This is a genomic window from Staphylococcus sp. 510 (genome assembly GCF_057219715.1).
Genome location: NZ_JBXVVK010000007.1, coordinates 37,527 through 53,964, shown reverse-complemented (window position 1 = coordinate 53,964; position 16,438 = coordinate 37,527). Strand labels below are relative to the sequence as shown.

Annotated in this window: 16 protein-coding genes; 6 read left to right on the top strand and 10 right to left on the bottom strand. The window is 32.3% G+C overall.

Features of this window, described 5'->3' with window-relative positions:
- Positions 1–261: 261 nt before the first annotated feature.
- Together nhaC and AC2D8K_RS06760 are read right to left on the bottom strand one after the other, a co-directional pair.
- Positions 262–1,656: a Na+/H+ antiporter NhaC gene (gene nhaC / locus AC2D8K_RS06765; protein WP_002450272.1), complete on the bottom strand. Its 1,395-nt coding sequence runs from the start codon at positions 1,654–1,656 to the stop codon at positions 262–264.
- Positions 1,657–1,721: 65 nt separating this feature from the next.
- Positions 1,722–2,792, bottom strand: coding sequence for an NAD/NADP-dependent octopine/nopaline dehydrogenase family protein (locus AC2D8K_RS06760; protein WP_002450271.1), 1,071 nt, complete (start codon positions 2,790–2,792; stop codon positions 1,722–1,724).
- Between the two features lie 390 nt (positions 2,793–3,182).
- On the opposite strand from AC2D8K_RS06760, the gene AC2D8K_RS06755 reads away from it, so the two are divergent.
- The 5 genes from AC2D8K_RS06755 to AC2D8K_RS06735 all read left to right on the top strand — a co-directional run bounded on the left by AC2D8K_RS06755 (position 3,183) and on the right by AC2D8K_RS06735 (position 6,378).
- Positions 3,183–3,626, top strand: coding sequence for a DUF4870 domain-containing protein (locus tag AC2D8K_RS06755; protein WP_484698296.1), 444 nt, complete (start codon positions 3,183–3,185; stop codon positions 3,624–3,626).
- A gap of 322 nt (positions 3,627–3,948) precedes the next feature.
- Entirely contained in the window at positions 3,949–4,443 is a 495-nt protein-coding gene (locus AC2D8K_RS06750) for a CHAP domain-containing protein (RefSeq protein ID WP_002450269.1), read from the top strand.
- 249 nt (positions 4,444–4,692) lie between these two features.
- Positions 4,693–5,025 carry a DMT family transporter gene (locus tag AC2D8K_RS06745; RefSeq protein WP_002450268.1) on the top strand — a complete coding sequence of 111 codons (333 nt, stop codon included), beginning with the start codon at positions 4,693–4,695 and terminating at the stop codon, positions 5,023–5,025.
- Positions 5,025–5,339: a DMT family transporter gene (locus tag AC2D8K_RS06740; protein WP_002450267.1), complete on the top strand. Its 315-nt coding sequence runs from the start codon at positions 5,025–5,027 to the stop codon at positions 5,337–5,339. Before AC2D8K_RS06745 ends, AC2D8K_RS06740 begins: the two co-directional genes overlap by 1 nt.
- A 79-nt stretch (positions 5,340–5,418) precedes the next feature.
- Complete coding sequence (locus tag AC2D8K_RS06735) at positions 5,419–6,378, top strand: 2-hydroxyacid dehydrogenase family protein (protein ID WP_002450266.1); 960 nt, start codon at positions 5,419–5,421, stop codon at positions 6,376–6,378.
- 55 nt (positions 6,379–6,433) lie between these two features.
- On the opposite strand, the gene AC2D8K_RS06730 is transcribed toward AC2D8K_RS06735, so the two are convergent.
- From AC2D8K_RS06730 to AC2D8K_RS06700, 7 genes are all read right to left on the bottom strand, one after another.
- On the bottom strand, positions 6,434–7,558 hold the full coding sequence (locus AC2D8K_RS06730; protein ID WP_002450265.1) for an FAD-dependent monooxygenase: 1,125 nt from the start codon (positions 7,556–7,558) through the stop codon (positions 6,434–6,436).
- 142 nt (positions 7,559–7,700) lie between these two features.
- Positions 7,701–8,477: an N-acetylglucosaminidase gene (locus AC2D8K_RS06725; protein WP_002450264.1), complete on the bottom strand. Its 777-nt coding sequence runs from the start codon at positions 8,475–8,477 to the stop codon at positions 7,701–7,703.
- A 27-nt stretch (positions 8,478–8,504) separates the two neighbouring features.
- Positions 8,505–8,753, bottom strand: coding sequence for a hypothetical protein (locus tag AC2D8K_RS06720; RefSeq protein ID WP_002450263.1), 249 nt, complete (start codon positions 8,751–8,753; stop codon positions 8,505–8,507).
- 173 nt (positions 8,754–8,926) lie between these two features.
- The gene (locus tag AC2D8K_RS06715) at positions 8,927–9,397 is read right to left on the bottom strand and encodes a helical membrane plugin domain-containing protein (RefSeq protein ID WP_002450262.1); all 471 of its coding nucleotides are present in this window, start codon (positions 9,395–9,397) and stop codon (positions 8,927–8,929) included.
- Positions 9,382–12,351 (bottom strand): formate dehydrogenase subunit alpha, encoded by a 2,970-nt coding sequence (fdhF, locus tag AC2D8K_RS06710; protein WP_484698292.1) that lies wholly within the window; start codon positions 12,349–12,351, stop codon positions 9,382–9,384. Before fdhF ends, AC2D8K_RS06715 begins: the two co-directional genes overlap by 16 nt.
- A gap of 275 nt (positions 12,352–12,626) precedes the next feature.
- Complete coding sequence (locus AC2D8K_RS06705; RefSeq protein ID WP_002450260.1) at positions 12,627–13,586, bottom strand: LCP family glycopolymer transferase; 960 nt, start codon at positions 13,584–13,586, stop codon at positions 12,627–12,629.
- A gap of 158 nt (positions 13,587–13,744) precedes the next feature.
- Positions 13,745–14,536: an inositol monophosphatase family protein gene (locus AC2D8K_RS06700; protein WP_002450259.1), complete on the bottom strand. Its 792-nt coding sequence runs from the start codon at positions 14,534–14,536 to the stop codon at positions 13,745–13,747.
- Positions 14,537–14,957: 421 nt separating this feature from the next.
- Between AC2D8K_RS06700 and AC2D8K_RS06695 the strand changes: the two genes are divergently transcribed.
- Entirely contained in the window at positions 14,958–15,656 is a 699-nt protein-coding gene (locus tag AC2D8K_RS06695) for a helix-turn-helix transcriptional regulator (protein ID WP_002450258.1), read from the top strand.
- Between the two features lie 20 nt (positions 15,657–15,676).
- Here the strand turns inward: AC2D8K_RS06695 and AC2D8K_RS06690 are convergent, their stop codons facing one another.
- Positions 15,677–16,414, bottom strand: a complete 738-nt coding sequence (locus AC2D8K_RS06690) for a CPBP family intramembrane glutamic endopeptidase (RefSeq protein WP_002450257.1) — start codon at positions 16,412–16,414, stop codon at positions 15,677–15,679.
- Positions 16,415–16,438 lie beyond the last annotated feature (24 nt).

The following is a 16,438-nucleotide window of genomic DNA, read 5'->3' as shown; positions in this document are numbered from 1 at the left end:
TACCCGGTTCATTGGTTACAAACAAATTCAAATAATCTTTCTTGATTCGCTTTTTCTACATAATAATTGGCAATTTATTAAATGTTGTTTAAAAGAATTCGTTTAGTCTAATATTTCACGATTAAATTCCGCTACAAAACTCAATCACTACTCTAATTAGAAGGATATTTATCAGTTAAAACATCTTTCAGATATAATCGCTACAATTTATATCTATGTAATTGTTTTAACATATTTAATACTTTCCACATTTTCATTAATTTAAACTTCACTTTTATTAATTTTTTTAATTCCTATTCCTGTAAAACCATAAATAACGGCAATGATTGCACATATATAACAAGGTATTGTCCAAATAAAGAAGTCGTTAACACTGACATTCAATTGATGAGCATAGTATATACCTGATGTTCCCCATGGTATTAGCGGTAATACCATTGTACTTGAGTCTTCCAATGTTCGAGATAATACAGTTTGGGATAAATGTCTCTCTTCGAACATTTCTTTCATTAGTACCCCTACCATAATAATAACGATAGATGCTACACCAGCTGCAAAAACTAACATAAGACAACATACGACAGTTACTAAGATAAGTGTACCAACCGAATGCACACCTTTTGATACTGTTTTTAATAAAACATCTAGACAACCGGCTTTTTCAACGATACCAGCAAATGCATAACCACAGAAAATGGTCACGATAATTTCAGTCATACTCATCATGCCACCCTGTTCGATGAGTGATTTGACGCTATTTGAAACATGACTTTGATTGACCATCGTATGACTAAAACCATTAAATGTTGCTTTAAAACCATCAACAATATTGAAATGGTTGTTAAATGTCCCTACTAAAAGCGCACTTAAACTTGATATTAACATCGCAGGAACTGTAGAAATTTTTAATAGTAAGCACACTATAATCACGATTAATGGAATCCATACAAACAAGTTAATGTTGTACACTTGTGTTAATTCATTAAGTAATTGCTTAATTTGCTTAGGATTCGTATGACTTTGATATTTTAATCCTGCAAAAAACCAAACGATTAATCCAATAATGGAAGCAGGTATCGTCGTCCACATCATCGATCTAATATGTGAAAAGATATTTACTTTTGTCACTAATGCGGCTAAGTTTGTCGTATCTGATAGTGGTGACATTTTATCACCAAACACCGCACCAGCAATAATAGCGCCTGCAGCCATGCCACCTTCAATACCTAATTGGTTTCCGATTGATATTAATGCAATACCAGCAGTTGATGCTGACCCCCAAGCCGTACCAGTGGCTACTGACGTAATTGCACTAATGATAAAAGCAGAAACTAAAAAGTAACTCGGATTTAAAAAATTAAGACCATAATAAATTAGTGCAGGTACAGTACCAGAGAACATCCAACTACCTACAATAATACCCACTGCTAAAATAATAAAAATCGCGGGCATAGCTGTATTTAAGCGTTTTGATATCCCCTCTTCCAAATCTTCCCAACGTAAGCCTACCCTATAAGCAATGCACGCTGCATAAGCTGAAGAGATAAGTAATAAAACTTGAATAGGTATATTAAAAATAACAAATCCTGTTGTTACTACAATGACCATGACAATAATTGTAGATATAGACTCTAAAAAAGTTGGCTGTCTTTTCATATATCTAAACCCCTTTATTTTTCTTTTTGAAACAAGACCTCTTTCCTTTCATTATTTTTAAATCACTATTCTAAATCTAATTTATCTAATCCTAGTTCCTCAACTGTTAGACCATCTTCAAAGAAATCACGTTCTAAAATAGTAGAAGCAATGACAATCACTGCATCAATATTAGGTGTTGGTACATCAATGACACGTCCCAAGCTAGACCATAGTACTAAGCCATATGCAATGTCTTCTGTTAAATATCTATTTTCTACATGATTTGGGCCAGGAATTTGGGAGAATACTGGACTCGTATTAAACAAACGATTTAATGGTTCATCTTCATCTTTACGTTCTAAATAACCTCTTTGAATTCTAGATTCTTTAGCAGTTTCTAATTCAAATCCCAATTTACGTCCTAGATTTAGTCGTTCTAATTCAATACCGTGAAGTAGACGAACTGTATGTTTTGTAATTCCTTCTTTATACAGTGAGAATTCATCTGCATAATCAATGCGTCCAACATTTAATAACGTTGGCCCTGGATGTACCTCTGGGTTACCATTTTCGAGATTTGTTTTAAGCAAGCTTTCCTCTTTAACTAAGTTGGGATAAATTTGTGATACTTTATCATAACTATCATTTAATTCTTCTCGATTAAATGTAGAGAAGTATACTCTACGCACATTCAACGATAAATCTACACGTGCTTCATTAAAATCAACGCGTGTTCCATACGTTAATGTATTTGCTTCTGCAAAATGAGGCCTTACATCAATATGTCTATCTTCAAGCACATTCATAAAGCGTATAGATGCCATTGATGCAGCAATGTTAAAGAATATAAGTTGATCATTTGTGACATGATAAGACATCACTTTTGCATAATATTCAATGAATGAAGATGGAATAATAACTTGTATAATATCTGCATCCTTCATCACATATTCAATATCATCACTAATATCTGTGAACTGTATGAATTTTTCTTCTCCTTCATTGTTAAAATCAAATCCGCCTTTTTCTATTGCTTTATTGAATTTTTCTAGAGATTGGTTACGACAATATAATTTAACCTTATGACCTTTATCAACCATATCTAGTGCAGCTGTAACAGCACCATTACCAGAACCAATAATTGCTATTTTCATTAAAATCCTCTCTCTTTCTTAATCATTTTCTTTCATTAAAAAAGCGGGACTGAAATGACTTTTATTAAAAAGATTTCTTAGTCCCACCCTATTTTTCAATCTTGCTACAAATCCTACGTGTAAAATCATAATTGAAGATGTAACAATCATTTTTAATTGGACAATGACGTTTGAATATTTGAATTCAACTTGATTAGCGTCTCACTAACTTTCAACTCATGAACTTGTAATAATTTTATATATCCTTATTTTAAATGAATTAAACCTTTAAATGAACAATAACGTATATCATGTTATAAGTAAATCTAAAAACTTATTTATCAATTTATAATTGTTTGATATAGTAAAGAAGTAATAAATTTATTTTACATATAAAATGGAGGTAATAGCATGACAGAGTACAATCAGAATGATGTTTTACATGATCAAACATCTGAAGTAGTTGATTCAGATAACCAAGAATCTCGATTAATGGCTATGTTAATCTATTTATTAAGTTTATTCAGTGGTTTTATTGGTCCGCTTATCATTTGGATAATCAAACATAAAGAATCTCGTTTCGTCAATAAAGCTGGTAAAAATTACTTAAACTTTGTTATTTCCTATACAATTTGGACAATAATTATATTAGTTGTTATGTTAGTTCCATTTTTTATCGGATTAAGTATGGATACTGATACCTCTATGACTGTAGGTTTTATTATTTATTTCATTGGCTTTATTATTATGATGATTTTAGCCTTTGTTTCATTTATTTTTACTATTATTGCATGTGTTAAATACTATAATGGCAATGAATACCTAATTCCACTTAGTATTAGATTTTTCAAATAATCTATAATTCATTTATTACAACTCTTTGTAATATTTATGATTGTTGGTCATATATTAAATTAATTATAAATCAGTGTAGATGCACTTTGTAAGCGCTACAAACTTTTATTACCATGATACTCGATTATTACAACGAGCGTCATGGTTTTTTTAATTTAATTACGATGATGTAACATTCCGCACAAGATGATGATTTTCTGTTAAAGTTACTCTTGTCGTAAAAACGATAAAACTTAAATTGGTAAATGAAGATGATGTCCGGTTCGCTACGCCGTATCTTCTTACATAATAAAACCAAACAAAATTCGGGAGGATATTTATCATGAAAAAAATCGCAACTATTACTACATTAACAGCAGGCATTGGCGCTGCATATTTCGGTACAACTGATCATCACGCAGATGCTGCAGAATTTAATCAATCTAATAATCAATCATATAATTATAATACAACTCAAACATCTACTAGCAATACTACATCAGAAAGATCTGCTTCTGGTAACTTATATACAGCTGGTCAATGTACTTGGTACGTTTATGACAAAGTTGGTGGAAAAGTTGGTTCAACTTGGGGAGACGCTAGAAACTGGGCATCAGCTGCACAACAAGCTGGTTACACTGTAAACCACACACCAAAAGCTGGTTCAATTTTACAATCATCAGCAGGTGGCTATGGTCACGTTGCTTATGTTGAAAGCGTTGGTTCTGACGGTTCAGTTACAGTGTCTGAAATGAACTATAGCGGTGGACCTTTCTCAGTAAGTACACGTACTATTTCTGCAGGTGAAGCAAGCTCATATAATTATATTCATATCTAATTCATATATGAAATAGACATTTAAAGTCTGTAGATGCTTTTAATTAAGCATTTACAGGCTTTTTTCTTTCTATAAATTATTCCCCCTATTCACATTCTTTTTTAGAATATGCTTCCTTAATATTGAAATACATATATGATAAAGCTTATTTTGAAAATGTATCTTAACGACATCAATTTCAAACTTTGCCCTATATCTTTAAATTTGAGAGAATATTCTTATTGTTATTTGATAAGGAGGACCGTTACATTGAAATGGTTAAAAGTCATTCTAGCAGGACTAGTTGAAATCATATGGGTTACTGGACTGAATAATGCTGATTCAATATTCAGTTGGTTATTTACACTTAGCTTTATCATTTTAAGCTTTTATCTCGTCATCGATGCTACAAAATCTTTACCTGTTGGAACGGTATATGCGATATTCGTGGGTATCGGAGCTGCTGGTACAGTTATTGTTGATATGCTATTTTTCAATCAACCTTTTACATTTATGAAAATATTATTAGTAACATTATTAATATTAGGTATTATAGGTTTGAAACTTTCTACAACGGATGATGTTGATGGAGGTCGCAATTAATGGCTTGGGTGTATCTATTAATAGCAGGTTGTTTAGAAGTGATTGGTGTTATATTAATGAATGAATGGTCTAGAACTAAACATAAAATTTTCATTTTACTCATTGGCATTGCCTTTATTTGTAGTTTTAGTACATTAAAACTATCAATGATAGATATTCCTATGGGGACTGCTTATGCCATTTGGACAGGTATAGGTACAGCTGGAGGTACGATTATTGGTATGATTTTTTATCATGAATCAAAAAATATCATGCGAGTCCTTTGTATTCTACTTATACTAGGATCAGTCATAGGATTACGTTTAATCAATTAATATGCAATTCATCTAATATGTTTATTCATTGTTTAGTATATTATCTTTATATATACTGTTGATAAAAGGAGTGATTAGGATGGAAAAAGTATTTATCGCAGGCGCAATTCCAGAGGTTGGTTTAAACCTTCTCAAACAACATTTCGAAGTAGAAATGTACAATGATGAAGGATTAATTAGTAAAGAAGCACTGATTAATGGTGTCAAAGATGCCACTGCATTAGTAAGTTTATTATCAACTAATGTAGATAAAGATGTTATCGATAGTGGTAAAAATCTAAAAATTATTGCGAACTATGGTGCAGGTTTTAATAATGTAGATATAGACTATGCACGTGAAAAAGGTATTGACGTGACAAACACACCGAAAGCTTCAACTAATGCTACAGCTGATTTAACCATTGGTCTTATCTTAAGTGTCGCAAGACGTATTGTTGAAGGTGATGAATTATCTCGTACTAAGGGCTTTGATGGTTGGGCACCTCTATTCTTTAGAGGTAGAGAAGTTTCTGAGAAAACCATCGGCATTATTGGTTTAGGAGAAATTGGTGGTGCAGTTGCAAAACGTGCACGTGCATTCGATATGGATGTTTTATATACTGGTCCTCATCGTAAAGAGGAAAAAGAAAGAGATATCGGCGCTAAATATGTGGATTTAGATACATTACTTGAAAATGCAGACTTCATCACTATTAATGCTGCCTATAATCCTGATTTACACCACTTAATTGATACTGAACAATTCAAAAAAATGAAATCTACGGCATATATTGTCAATGCCGGTCGTGGTCCAATTATCAATGAACAAGCACTTGTCAAAGCCTTAAAAGAGCAAGAAATTGAAGGTGCAGCATTAGATGTATATGAATTTGAACCTAAAATTACAGATGAATTAAAATCATTCAAAAATGTTGTACTTACACCACATATTGGTAACGCAACATTTGAAGCAAGAGATATGATGGCTAAAATTGTGGCAAATGATACGATTAAAAAATTAAACGGTAAAACGCCGCAATTCATAGTTAATCCTCAATAATAAAAAAGGCAATCCAAATCAATAATGTGATTTGGATTGCCTTTTTACTTACATATTATTTTTCCTTTGATTTATAAAGAAACTTAGTTTGGTTTGAAGCAATTTTATTCGGTAATATTTTCATCATTGCATTTCTGCATTTAATCATTAAACCGTTATGATATTGCGCAATTTTACCAATTTTACGTGATTTTTTAATCACTTTTGCTGTATGGTTTACTCTTAATTTATCATATCTTTCTAATGCCTCATTAAAGTCATATGATTTTAAACAATTCGTTAAGACAATGGCATCTTCCATGGCTTGCCCTGCGCCTTGACCCATATTAGGTGTTGTTGCATGTGCTGCGTCACCTAGTAAAATAGTACGCTCTTTGACAAAAGACTTTAGCGGTTTCATATCATAAATATCGTTTAATATAATACCAGTTTCACTTTGTTTATCTAAAATTTGTCTTACAACATTAGGATAATGATTAAATCGTGCTTGTAAATGCGGCTTACCAAATGATTGGTATTGAGCATCTCTTTCCTTAGCATTGATTGTTATAAACCAATATGCTTGGTTATCAATTAATGGAACAATACCAACGCGTCCTTGTTTACCCCAAAATTCCTTAGCGACATCCGTTTCATCTAAATGAATATCATCGACTAACCCACGGAAGCATGTATAACCTTGATATTGAATCTTACTTTGACTATCAATAGCTTCTCTAACCGTTGAATGTATGCCATCTGCACCAATACATAAATCAAAGGCTTCACTTTCTTGTTCCTTAAAATGAAGTATAACTTTGGAATTACTATTATCTATTTTTGTTACATCATGTTTTAAATAAATACTATCTTGTTGTACATAAGATTGAATAATACTAATTAGTGTTTGACGAGATAATGTAACATTAAGTGTATCTCGCTTTAAATGAGCAGTCATCAATGGTTTGTTATACTCATCAAGTGTTTGCATTGATGTTAAATTCTGACCCGCATTTTTAATACCTTTCGCTAAATCGTGGTTGTGTAATTTTTGAATGACATTGTCACCTATACCTATACCTGCACCTAATTCTCTTATTGCATCATTTTTTTCGAATATCTTAACTTGATGACCTTGTTCTTCTAGTAGTGCAGCCACTGTTAATCCACCGATTCCTGCACCGACAATTGCGATTTTCATATGATTCCACCTCAACATTGTGATTCTTATATATTTTATCACATCTCATACATTTACAAAATTGAGTAACCTAAAGATATGTTTGCCACAATAAAAAGAGTATGCTGCTCTCTTACAAGCAGATACTCTTCTCTCTCTATGTTTAAATGTAATAATCTTTGCGAATTTTGTCCTTTTTGATTCCAAATTGCTCATAATATTTCTTCATTATTTTTGCTATATTATCAGCCCAGTGGATGTCACTAGCATATTGATTCTGTCCTGGTGTTTTCGGATTCCATCTCATTTGATAAAGTGAGATTTGTTGATTTTCAAAGTATTGATTTCTTACAAATTTTGCTCCACCTAAAATCGCTTTCCGTGGCGATGTCCATGATTCCTTTTTAGCATAACTTTTACCAGTATGCACCGCATTCTCATCAAATGCTCCGATACCATAAAAATTATAGTAATTGTGTTTACCATCTTTGATACCATGCGCCAATTCAGAGTCACCATTTCCAGTTTCCACAATTGCATGGCTGATTAGGTAAATAATATTAACTTCATATTTTTCTTGAGCATCTATAAAACTTTGCCCTTGATTCTCTAAAACGCCTTTCCCTTTAAGCATTTTATTAACTTCTTCCTTTGACATCGGTACTTTTTCAGAAATATCCATATATTTGAGTTTATTATCGCTATGATGAATCGCCATAGCCTTTTTGATATCCGCTTCATTTGCTTTTTTAAACTCACCATGATCTTCTTTCATATTTAGTACACCTTTATTTTGTTGGCGTGAGACTGCTTCATTAAATGACACACGTTTATCATTATTAAATAAATTAGTATCAAAAATGATATACAGTATACCGAAAATGATCAAAAGTAAGATGATGATAATAGTACTTAATCGGGCTTTACTCAATTTCTTCATTCAATAAAAGCTCCTATTTATTTATATCTATTTAGATAAAATGACATATGCGATTACAATTGCTATGACAACAATAAAGAATGACACATTAATTGCGATCTTCATACCTGTTCTATCACGAAATAGCACATTAAATATTACTAAACTAATAGCCAACGATACCGCAAAAAATGTAATAGCTAATATCAACTTCAACATGATTAAAAAGATGATTCCAATTACTAATAAAACATTAGATACGATAGCCATAGCCTTTAATATATTGGGATTAATCATATGACACCTCTATTCACTTATAATAATACTTATCCTACCATGATACATGATTTAAATTGTTTATGTCGACATAAAGAAATAAGGTCAGAACTTGTGACGGAAAATGACTTATCCGACACGCTTTTGACAAAGACTGTTCATCAAAAGTTGTTTGTTCTGACCTCTTCTTATTTCTAGTCTTCTCGAGACATACCTTTTAATAAATTAAGCATATATGTGATACTTCTATTCATATCATCATCTTTAAGAACCCCTAGCAAGCTCCGAACATTCGTTTTGGAATGGCTACTTGCTTGATTAGCTACATGCATACCTTTATTAAGTCTATTAAGCATCTCGCTTAAGTCTTTAACATTTAAGTCGCCAAGTAAAAATACTAAAGATGCCATATTAGATAATAATCCAGTATAAATATCTTTATTTAATTCGACTGCAAATTTATTAATAATGACTTGTCTACCTTTAATACCACCAGATAGTGCATCTAATAATTTCGCTTCGTCTAAAACTTTAACTAATCGAATTGCTTTCATGATACTATCTTTATTCTCAGATATTGCATCTAATACTTCATTGAGATTATCTGCTTTGACTTGTTCATCTGACTTTTCCATGCGTTTAATTTGAGTTATTCTTTCTGCCATGAGTCATTCACCTGATTTCCTGGGAAAATATAGTCTGGACGCGCCCATTTTTTATCAACTCTGACACTATATTGTGGATTACGTTGTTTATCTACACGGAAGTTGGTTGGGTTTAGTGGTGATTTACCACGTTTAGTAATCACTTCCATTCTTGCACTTGTGCGTTTATACGATGGTGTATCTGTGTATGGATCTACATCACTATTTGTAAGTAAGTTGATTGCACCCATATTACCATTTTCTAAAGCATCATTATTTAATGGAATGTAAATTTGTTTACCACTAACACGGTCAGTAACATGTACCGTTAATGTAGCTTCGCCAGTTTCAGAAATTAATTTAACTTGTGCACCTTCGTGAATGCCTCTATCTTCAGCAAGTTCTTGTGAAATTTCTACAAAGGCATTAGGCACTTTATATTTAATCATTTCAGTTTGATATGTCATGTTTCCTTCATGGAAATGTTCTAATAATCTACCGTTATTAACATGTAAGTCATACACTTCATCTTCTTTGAAGAAATTATCGAATGTTAACGGATAAAGTTTTGCTTTACCGTTATCAAAGTTAAATCCATTTAAATAAAGTAATGGCTCATCTGTGCCATCTTTATGCACTGGCCATTGTAAACTATTAAAGCCTTCTAATAAGTCGTAACTTACACCTTCATATAATGGTGTCACACGTGCAATTTCATCCATAATTTCGCTAGGGTGTTTGTAGTTCCAGTTAAAACCTAAACGATTTGCAATAAGTTGGAAAATTTTCCAGTCTGGTTTAGAGTCACCTTTAGGATCGAGTGCTTGATATAATCTTTGGATTCGACGTTCAGTATTTGTGAATGTGCCATCTTTTTCTAGTGATGGACTTGCTGGTAATACAACATCTGCATAAGTTGCTGTATAAGTTAAGAATTCGTCTTGAACAACCATAAAGTCTAATTTTTCAAAGGCAGCTTGAACGAAATTGATATTTGAATCAACTATTCCTGTATCTTCACCATATAAATATAGTGAATTAATTTCACCATTATGAATACCTTCAATCATTTGATGATTATCTCGACCTGGTTTCTTATTTAATTCGACGCCGTATTCTCTTTCGAATTTCGCACGAACATCATCATCAACTACTTTTTGATAACCTGTAAATTGGTCAGGCATGCTACCCATATCGCTACAACCTTGAACATTGTTATGACCACGTAACGGATAAGCACCTGTACCTGGTTTTCTATAGTTACCTGTTACGAGTAATAAATTTGAAATGGCAGTACTTGAATCACTTCCGATATCTTGTTGTGTGATACCCATTGCCCAACAAATAGATACTGATTCTGCTTTAGCTACTTCTTTAGCAAAGTTAATCAAACGTGATTGAGGGATGCCTGTAGCTTCTTCTGCAAATGCCATCGTAAATGGTGCTAATGATTCATAATACTTCTCAAAATCATCTACCCATTCGTTTAGGAATGCTTTGTCATGCAGATCATGATCAATAATATATTTCGTTACAGCACCTAACCATACTAAGTCTGTACCTGGTTTCGGTTGATAAAATTCATCTGCACGTTCAGCCATTTCATGTTTTCTAATATCAAATACATGTGATTTTTGACCAAATAATTTTTGAGCTCGTTTCATTCGTGATGCGATAACAGGGTGTGCCTCAGCAGTATTTGTTCCGATTAATACAGTCATTGCTGCTTTTTCAAGGTCTTCAATACTACCTGAATCACCACCATGTCCAACAGTTCTGAATAATCCTTTAGTCGCTGGTGCTTGGCAATATCTTGAGCAGTTGTCAACATTATTCGTTCCAATGACTTGTCGTGCAAGTTTTTGCATTAAATATGACTCTTCATTTGTTGCTTTTGAAGAGGAAATGAATGCCAAATGATCAGCGTCATATTTGTCTTTAATTTGTTTGAAATTATTTGTAATAACATCTAACGCTTCTTCCCATTCAACTTCATGGAATTGACCATCTTTACGCACAAGTGGTTTCGTTAAACGTTGATCAGAATTAATATGTCCCCAAGAGAATTTTCCTTTCACACATGATGCAATTTTATTAGCCGGAGAATCATGTGAAGGTTGTACTTTTAATACTTCTCTATCTTTAGTCCATACTTCAAATGAGCAACCTACACCGCAGTATGTACAAACTGTTTTGGTTTTGTTGATTCTCTCTTTACGCATTTCCGCTTCAGAATCAGAAATGGCAAATAATGGACCGTAACCTGGCTCAGCCTTTTTAGTTAAATCAATCATTGCAGCTAATGAACCTGGTTCAGTATCAGTCATATAGCCAGCGTTACCTTCCATATTGATTTCCATCATGGCATTACATGGACAAACTGTTGCACATTGGCCACATGATACACATGATGATTCGTTAATAGGTACATCATTATCCCAAATAACTCTAGGATGTTCTCGATCCCAATCAATACTGATTGTTTCGTTTACTTCAATATCTTGGCATGCTTCAACACAACGTCCGCATAAAATACATTGGTTTGGATCATAGCGATAGAATGGACCATAATCTTTTTCATATGGTTTTTCTTTATATTCATAAGTTTGATGTTGAAGCCCCCACTCGTCCATCGTATTATGAATTTCACAATCTCCATTGTTATAATCACATACTGTACAATACAACATATGTTTTTCTAAAATACGATCTAATGCTTCTTTTTGAGATGCTTGTACATGATCCGTCGTTGTATTGACTGTCATTGGTCTATCAATCGTTGTGCCACAAGCTCTTTCTATTTTGCCGTCAATTTCTACAGTACAGGTATCACAAGTTTGAATTGGACCCATTGACTCGTTATAGCAAATGGCTGGTACGAACGTATCTCTCGAACGTATAAATTCAAGTAAGTTGGTACCCGGTTCAACCAAATAATCTGTACCATCTAGAGTGACGATTAAATGTTCTTTCATATTTTCACCCCATTATATATAGTTCCGTATATGCTAACGTTATAATGTCTAACTTCCATCTATTTAAAATGCCCCACACATATATGTATAGATAGAATCAGTTTAATTGTATAACTTTAACAATGCAATGTTAAGTATTTTTAAAATTTAATTGATTGTTAAATGTGAGTATTTAAACCAATACAAATAATCGAATTAAAAAAAGACAATAGCGACGATTTTAAACTATCGCTATTGTCCTTAATTTAAACTGGTTATTATTTATTTTGAAATCGTTATAAATTCAAATTGTCTTTAAGTAAATTCGTGTTCTCTTGAAGTGAGCTATCGCTAGGTACAAAGTAATATAATCCGTCATCTTGTATGCCGCCTTGACCATCTAATTGATGTCTACTCACTGTATCATTAGCATCTTTATATTTACTTCTAATCGTATTTAGTTCCCCTAATGATAAATCAGTCTTAACGTTCTTTTGTATTTCGTTCATTAACGGGGCAAAATGTGTAATAGATGACGCACTAGTCATTTTATTGGCCATAGCTTCTAGAATGAGTTGTTGGCGTTCTTGACGACCGAAATCTCCACCAGCGCCTTCTTCTTTACGACTTCTAATAAAGCTCATTGCCTCTTCACCATTAACATGCGTTTTCTTGCCTTTTTCAAAATGTACTCCGTTTGTTGTAAACGTATCGTTACTTACAACATCAATACCACCCATTGTATCTATCATGTCATGCAATCCATCCATATCAATCGTTGCATAATGGTCAATTGGAACATTCATTAATTTTTCTAATGAATTAACTGCCATGTTAGGGCCACCATACGCATAAGCATGTGCTATTTTTTCTGTGGTACCCTTACCAACCATTTTAGCTTGAGTATCTCTAGGTACACTTACAATCTCTGTCTTCTTCTCTTTTGGATTGATAGATAAAATCATGATCGTATCACTACGAGAACCGCCACCTTGTGCTTTACGTTCAGCATCTGAATCCACACCAAATAATGCTATCGTGAATGGATCACCATTTTTCAAATTAACTTTACCATTTCTTAAATGTGAATAATCTCTATTTAACGGATTATGTATCCTATCTCCAGTAATAAATATCTTGGCAATGACATATATCATTGCTAATAGTGCTAATATAAATAATATACCAACACACCATACTAAAATTTTAGCTGGTAGACTCATTCTATTTTTTTCTGCTCTCCGCACACCCATCATTCCTTTTCCAAATTTACTTTACATGCTATATACCTTTATTATTATATAATAGAAAAATATTTTTACTATACTTCTAAAGTCTTATTATGTGAAATTTATTGTAATATATTAATCTTAATAGAAAATGGAATAATGATTTTTAATGACGCCCATTGATATCATCTTTCATAACCCGAGTTACTATTTAAAATTTCTAGTACGGCTGAATAACATCCTTCATTACTGATAATAAATGGCGCGGCCGTCGATAAATCTATTGACCCACCATTTAACGATGTCATTTTCAAACCAAGTTCTTTCGCAAATAAAAATTGTGCTGCAATATCCCAAGGTTTAGGATTGGTATTGATATGTGCACCAAATTGCCCTTTAATCACCCTGATTGAATCTAATCCACAAGAACCAATAATTCTATGGCTAAATGATGCATCATATAATTGATGAATCGTTTCATCATTCATGACTTGTGTATTAAATGACAATATTGCTTCCTTGATATCCATATGAATCGGTTGTTTCATCGCTTGATCATTATCAAATGCCCCTTCATTCTCAATAGCCTTATATAAATGCTGATGTGGGTAATCATATATGTATGACAGTTTAGGTTCTCCATCTACAAAATAACCTAAAATAATACAATAATCCTCTTGTTGTTTTACCAAATTGGCCGTACCATCTATAGGGTCCATAATCCAAACATGTCCTTGTCTAGGATCTATCTCATCATTATTTTTTTCTTCTGCAAATAACTGATGACCTTCAAGATGTGTTTGTAGAAATACCTGGAATTCATTTTGAATTTGTTTATCCACATTTGTCACCAAATCAAAGCGATTTAACTTAGTATCTGTTTCCATTTCTGCTATTAAATTTGGAATGATTTGATCAATGTTTTTCAACCATTTTGTTATCATTTCATCTATCTTGCGTAAGTCATTGCAATGCATTAGTAACACCTTCCTATATATCTAAAAATATTAATGATTTATCATGATTATTCAAATTTATTGTATTAATAGCTATAGTAACATGCCAGTATCTAATTGCATGTTTTTTACCATAAAAAAATCGGCTAGTCTTATGCTAGCCGACAAATAGAAAGGAAAGTAAGTAATAAATATTGAAGATGTTTTAGTGTAACTCGAACGATTACCAGCTATCTGTTATATAGCTCTACCCCTTTGTTAATCGCTCCCCCTGTTACAAATAATATATTAACATAAAGCGTTTTCTTTTGTAAGCGTTTTCTGATATTTTTTTGACCCATTTTTTCACTTTTTAATCCAAAAATGCGCTAGAAATGTCATCATTGTCGCTTATATGATATAATTATTGTAATATGTAATGTTAATTTGGAGGTGACTTTCATTGAATAAGTTAGAACGACAAAATCGCTTAATAACAGAAATACAACAAAGTAATAAAATAACTGCAACTGAATTAGCCAAACGTTTTAATGTATCTAAGCGCACCATTCTTAGAGATATTGATGATTTAGAAAATCAAGGCGTTCAAATACATGCTTCACATGGCAGCCAGGGTGGTTATAAAATTCAAGATGCACAATCTAAAATTTCGCTTACTTTGACTGACAGTCAATTGTCTGCACTATTTCTTACCTTAAATGAAAGTCAATCTTATTCTACGCTACCTTATACTAAAGAAATTCAAGAGATACTTAAACAATGTTTAACCTTACCTCAAACTCGTGTACGAAAATTATTAAAAAAAATGGATTACTATATTAAATTCGAAGATACCGCACAAATAACACTTCCTAATATCTTTTCCGATATTTTAATTTATTGTACTGAACGTAATGTCATGCTTGTAGATTTTTTTGAAGAAGATCAAACTATTGCAGAGAATGTCATCTTTATTGGTTTATTGTGTAAAGATGGTCAATGGCATGCTGTGGTATTTGAAATTGGATTAGGTTCTACACGAGAACTACCTATTAAAGATATACAAGATATCTCCTACTCATTTGAAAAAACCATTAAAACTCAGGATATTACGATTGATAATTACCAACAATTTTTAAACCCAACTGACCTACACGTGTAATCAGTTGGGTTTATTGTGTTTTACATAGAAATTGTATATATCGTGATCATAAATGATAAAAGATTATTGAGTATATGAATTGTAATAGAAGAAGCTAAATTTCTGTTTGACTTTAAATAAACAAACACTAATATAACTGCCAGTATAAAGTATGCACCAAATTCTAATGGTGATTTAGCACCACTTACATGGATTAGTGAAAATGTAATAGCAGAAACCATCCCCATAAAAATAAAATTAAACTTTTTGCCCAACTCTCCTATTAAGATGTGTCTAAATACGATTTCTTCGACGATAGGTCCAACTATCACTATCAATATAAAAGTGATTGGTAAAAATAGCGGCGTCTTAAATAATTGATTTAATGCTAATTCATTCTGTGTTTCATTAAATTGCCATGATTGAGGTAATAATTCCATTATCCATTCATAGGCTTTTGACGCACATATTGAGATAATGAACATCACAATTAAAAACTTCCAATGCTTTTTGATATAATTTATCCCATTTTTCATACGTTCTGGAAAAGAACTTACATGCATAAGGTAAAAACATAAAATGGCAATAACATAACTCATGGTTTGAGCAACAGTAGCAACCATCTCACTCATTAATCTATCTGTATGTATATAATGCGTATTTAATATGTTTACACCTATCTTTGAACATATCAACAATGTTACAAAGATAATTGGTATTAAAAATAAATCTCTCCAAGCAATATCTTTAAAACGGTACCCTTTGTTTGAAAGTTTCATATCTATATTTCCTTTCTTTTTACA

Bases quoted from the DNA above. Each gene is read 5' to 3' on its own strand.
- AC2D8K_RS06705 (WP_002450260.1), bottom strand. From the start codon at position 13,586: ATGATGGGTGTGCGGAGAGCAGAAAAAAATAGAATGAGTCTACCAGCT.
- AC2D8K_RS06740 (WP_002450267.1), top strand. From the start codon at position 5,025: ATGGCTTGGGTGTATCTATTAATAGCAGGTTGTTTAGAAGTGATTGGT.
- AC2D8K_RS06725 (WP_002450264.1), bottom strand. From the start codon at position 8,477: ATGAAGAAATTGAGTAAAGCCCGATTAAGTACTATTATCATCATCTTA.
- nhaC (WP_002450272.1), bottom strand. From the start codon at position 1,656: ATGAAAAGACAGCCAACTTTTTTAGAGTCTATATCTACAATTATTGTC.
- AC2D8K_RS06760 (WP_002450271.1), bottom strand. From the start codon at position 2,792: ATGAAAATAGCAATTATTGGTTCTGGTAATGGTGCTGTTACAGCTGCA.
- AC2D8K_RS06715 (WP_002450262.1), bottom strand. From the start codon at position 9,397: ATGGCAGAAAGAATAACTCAAATTAAACGCATGGAAAAGTCAGATGAA.
- AC2D8K_RS06720 (WP_002450263.1), bottom strand. From the start codon at position 8,753: ATGATTAATCCCAATATATTAAAGGCTATGGCTATCGTATCTAATGTT.
- AC2D8K_RS06690 (WP_002450257.1), bottom strand. From the start codon at position 16,414: ATGAAACTTTCAAACAAAGGGTACCGTTTTAAAGATATTGCTTGGAGA.
- AC2D8K_RS06750 (WP_002450269.1), top strand. From the start codon at position 3,949: ATGAAAAAAATCGCAACTATTACTACATTAACAGCAGGCATTGGCGCT.
- AC2D8K_RS06755 (WP_484698296.1), top strand. From the start codon at position 3,183: ATGACAGAGTACAATCAGAATGATGTTTTACATGATCAAACATCTGAA.
- fdhF (WP_484698292.1), bottom strand. From the start codon at position 12,351: ATGAAAGAACATTTAATCGTCACTCTAGATGGTACAGATTATTTGGTT.
- AC2D8K_RS06735 (WP_002450266.1), top strand. From the start codon at position 5,419: ATGGAAAAAGTATTTATCGCAGGCGCAATTCCAGAGGTTGGTTTAAAC.
- AC2D8K_RS06730 (WP_002450265.1), bottom strand. From the start codon at position 7,558: ATGAAAATCGCAATTGTCGGTGCAGGAATCGGTGGATTAACAGTGGCT.
- AC2D8K_RS06700 (WP_002450259.1), bottom strand. From the start codon at position 14,536: ATGCATTGCAATGACTTACGCAAGATAGATGAAATGATAACAAAATGG.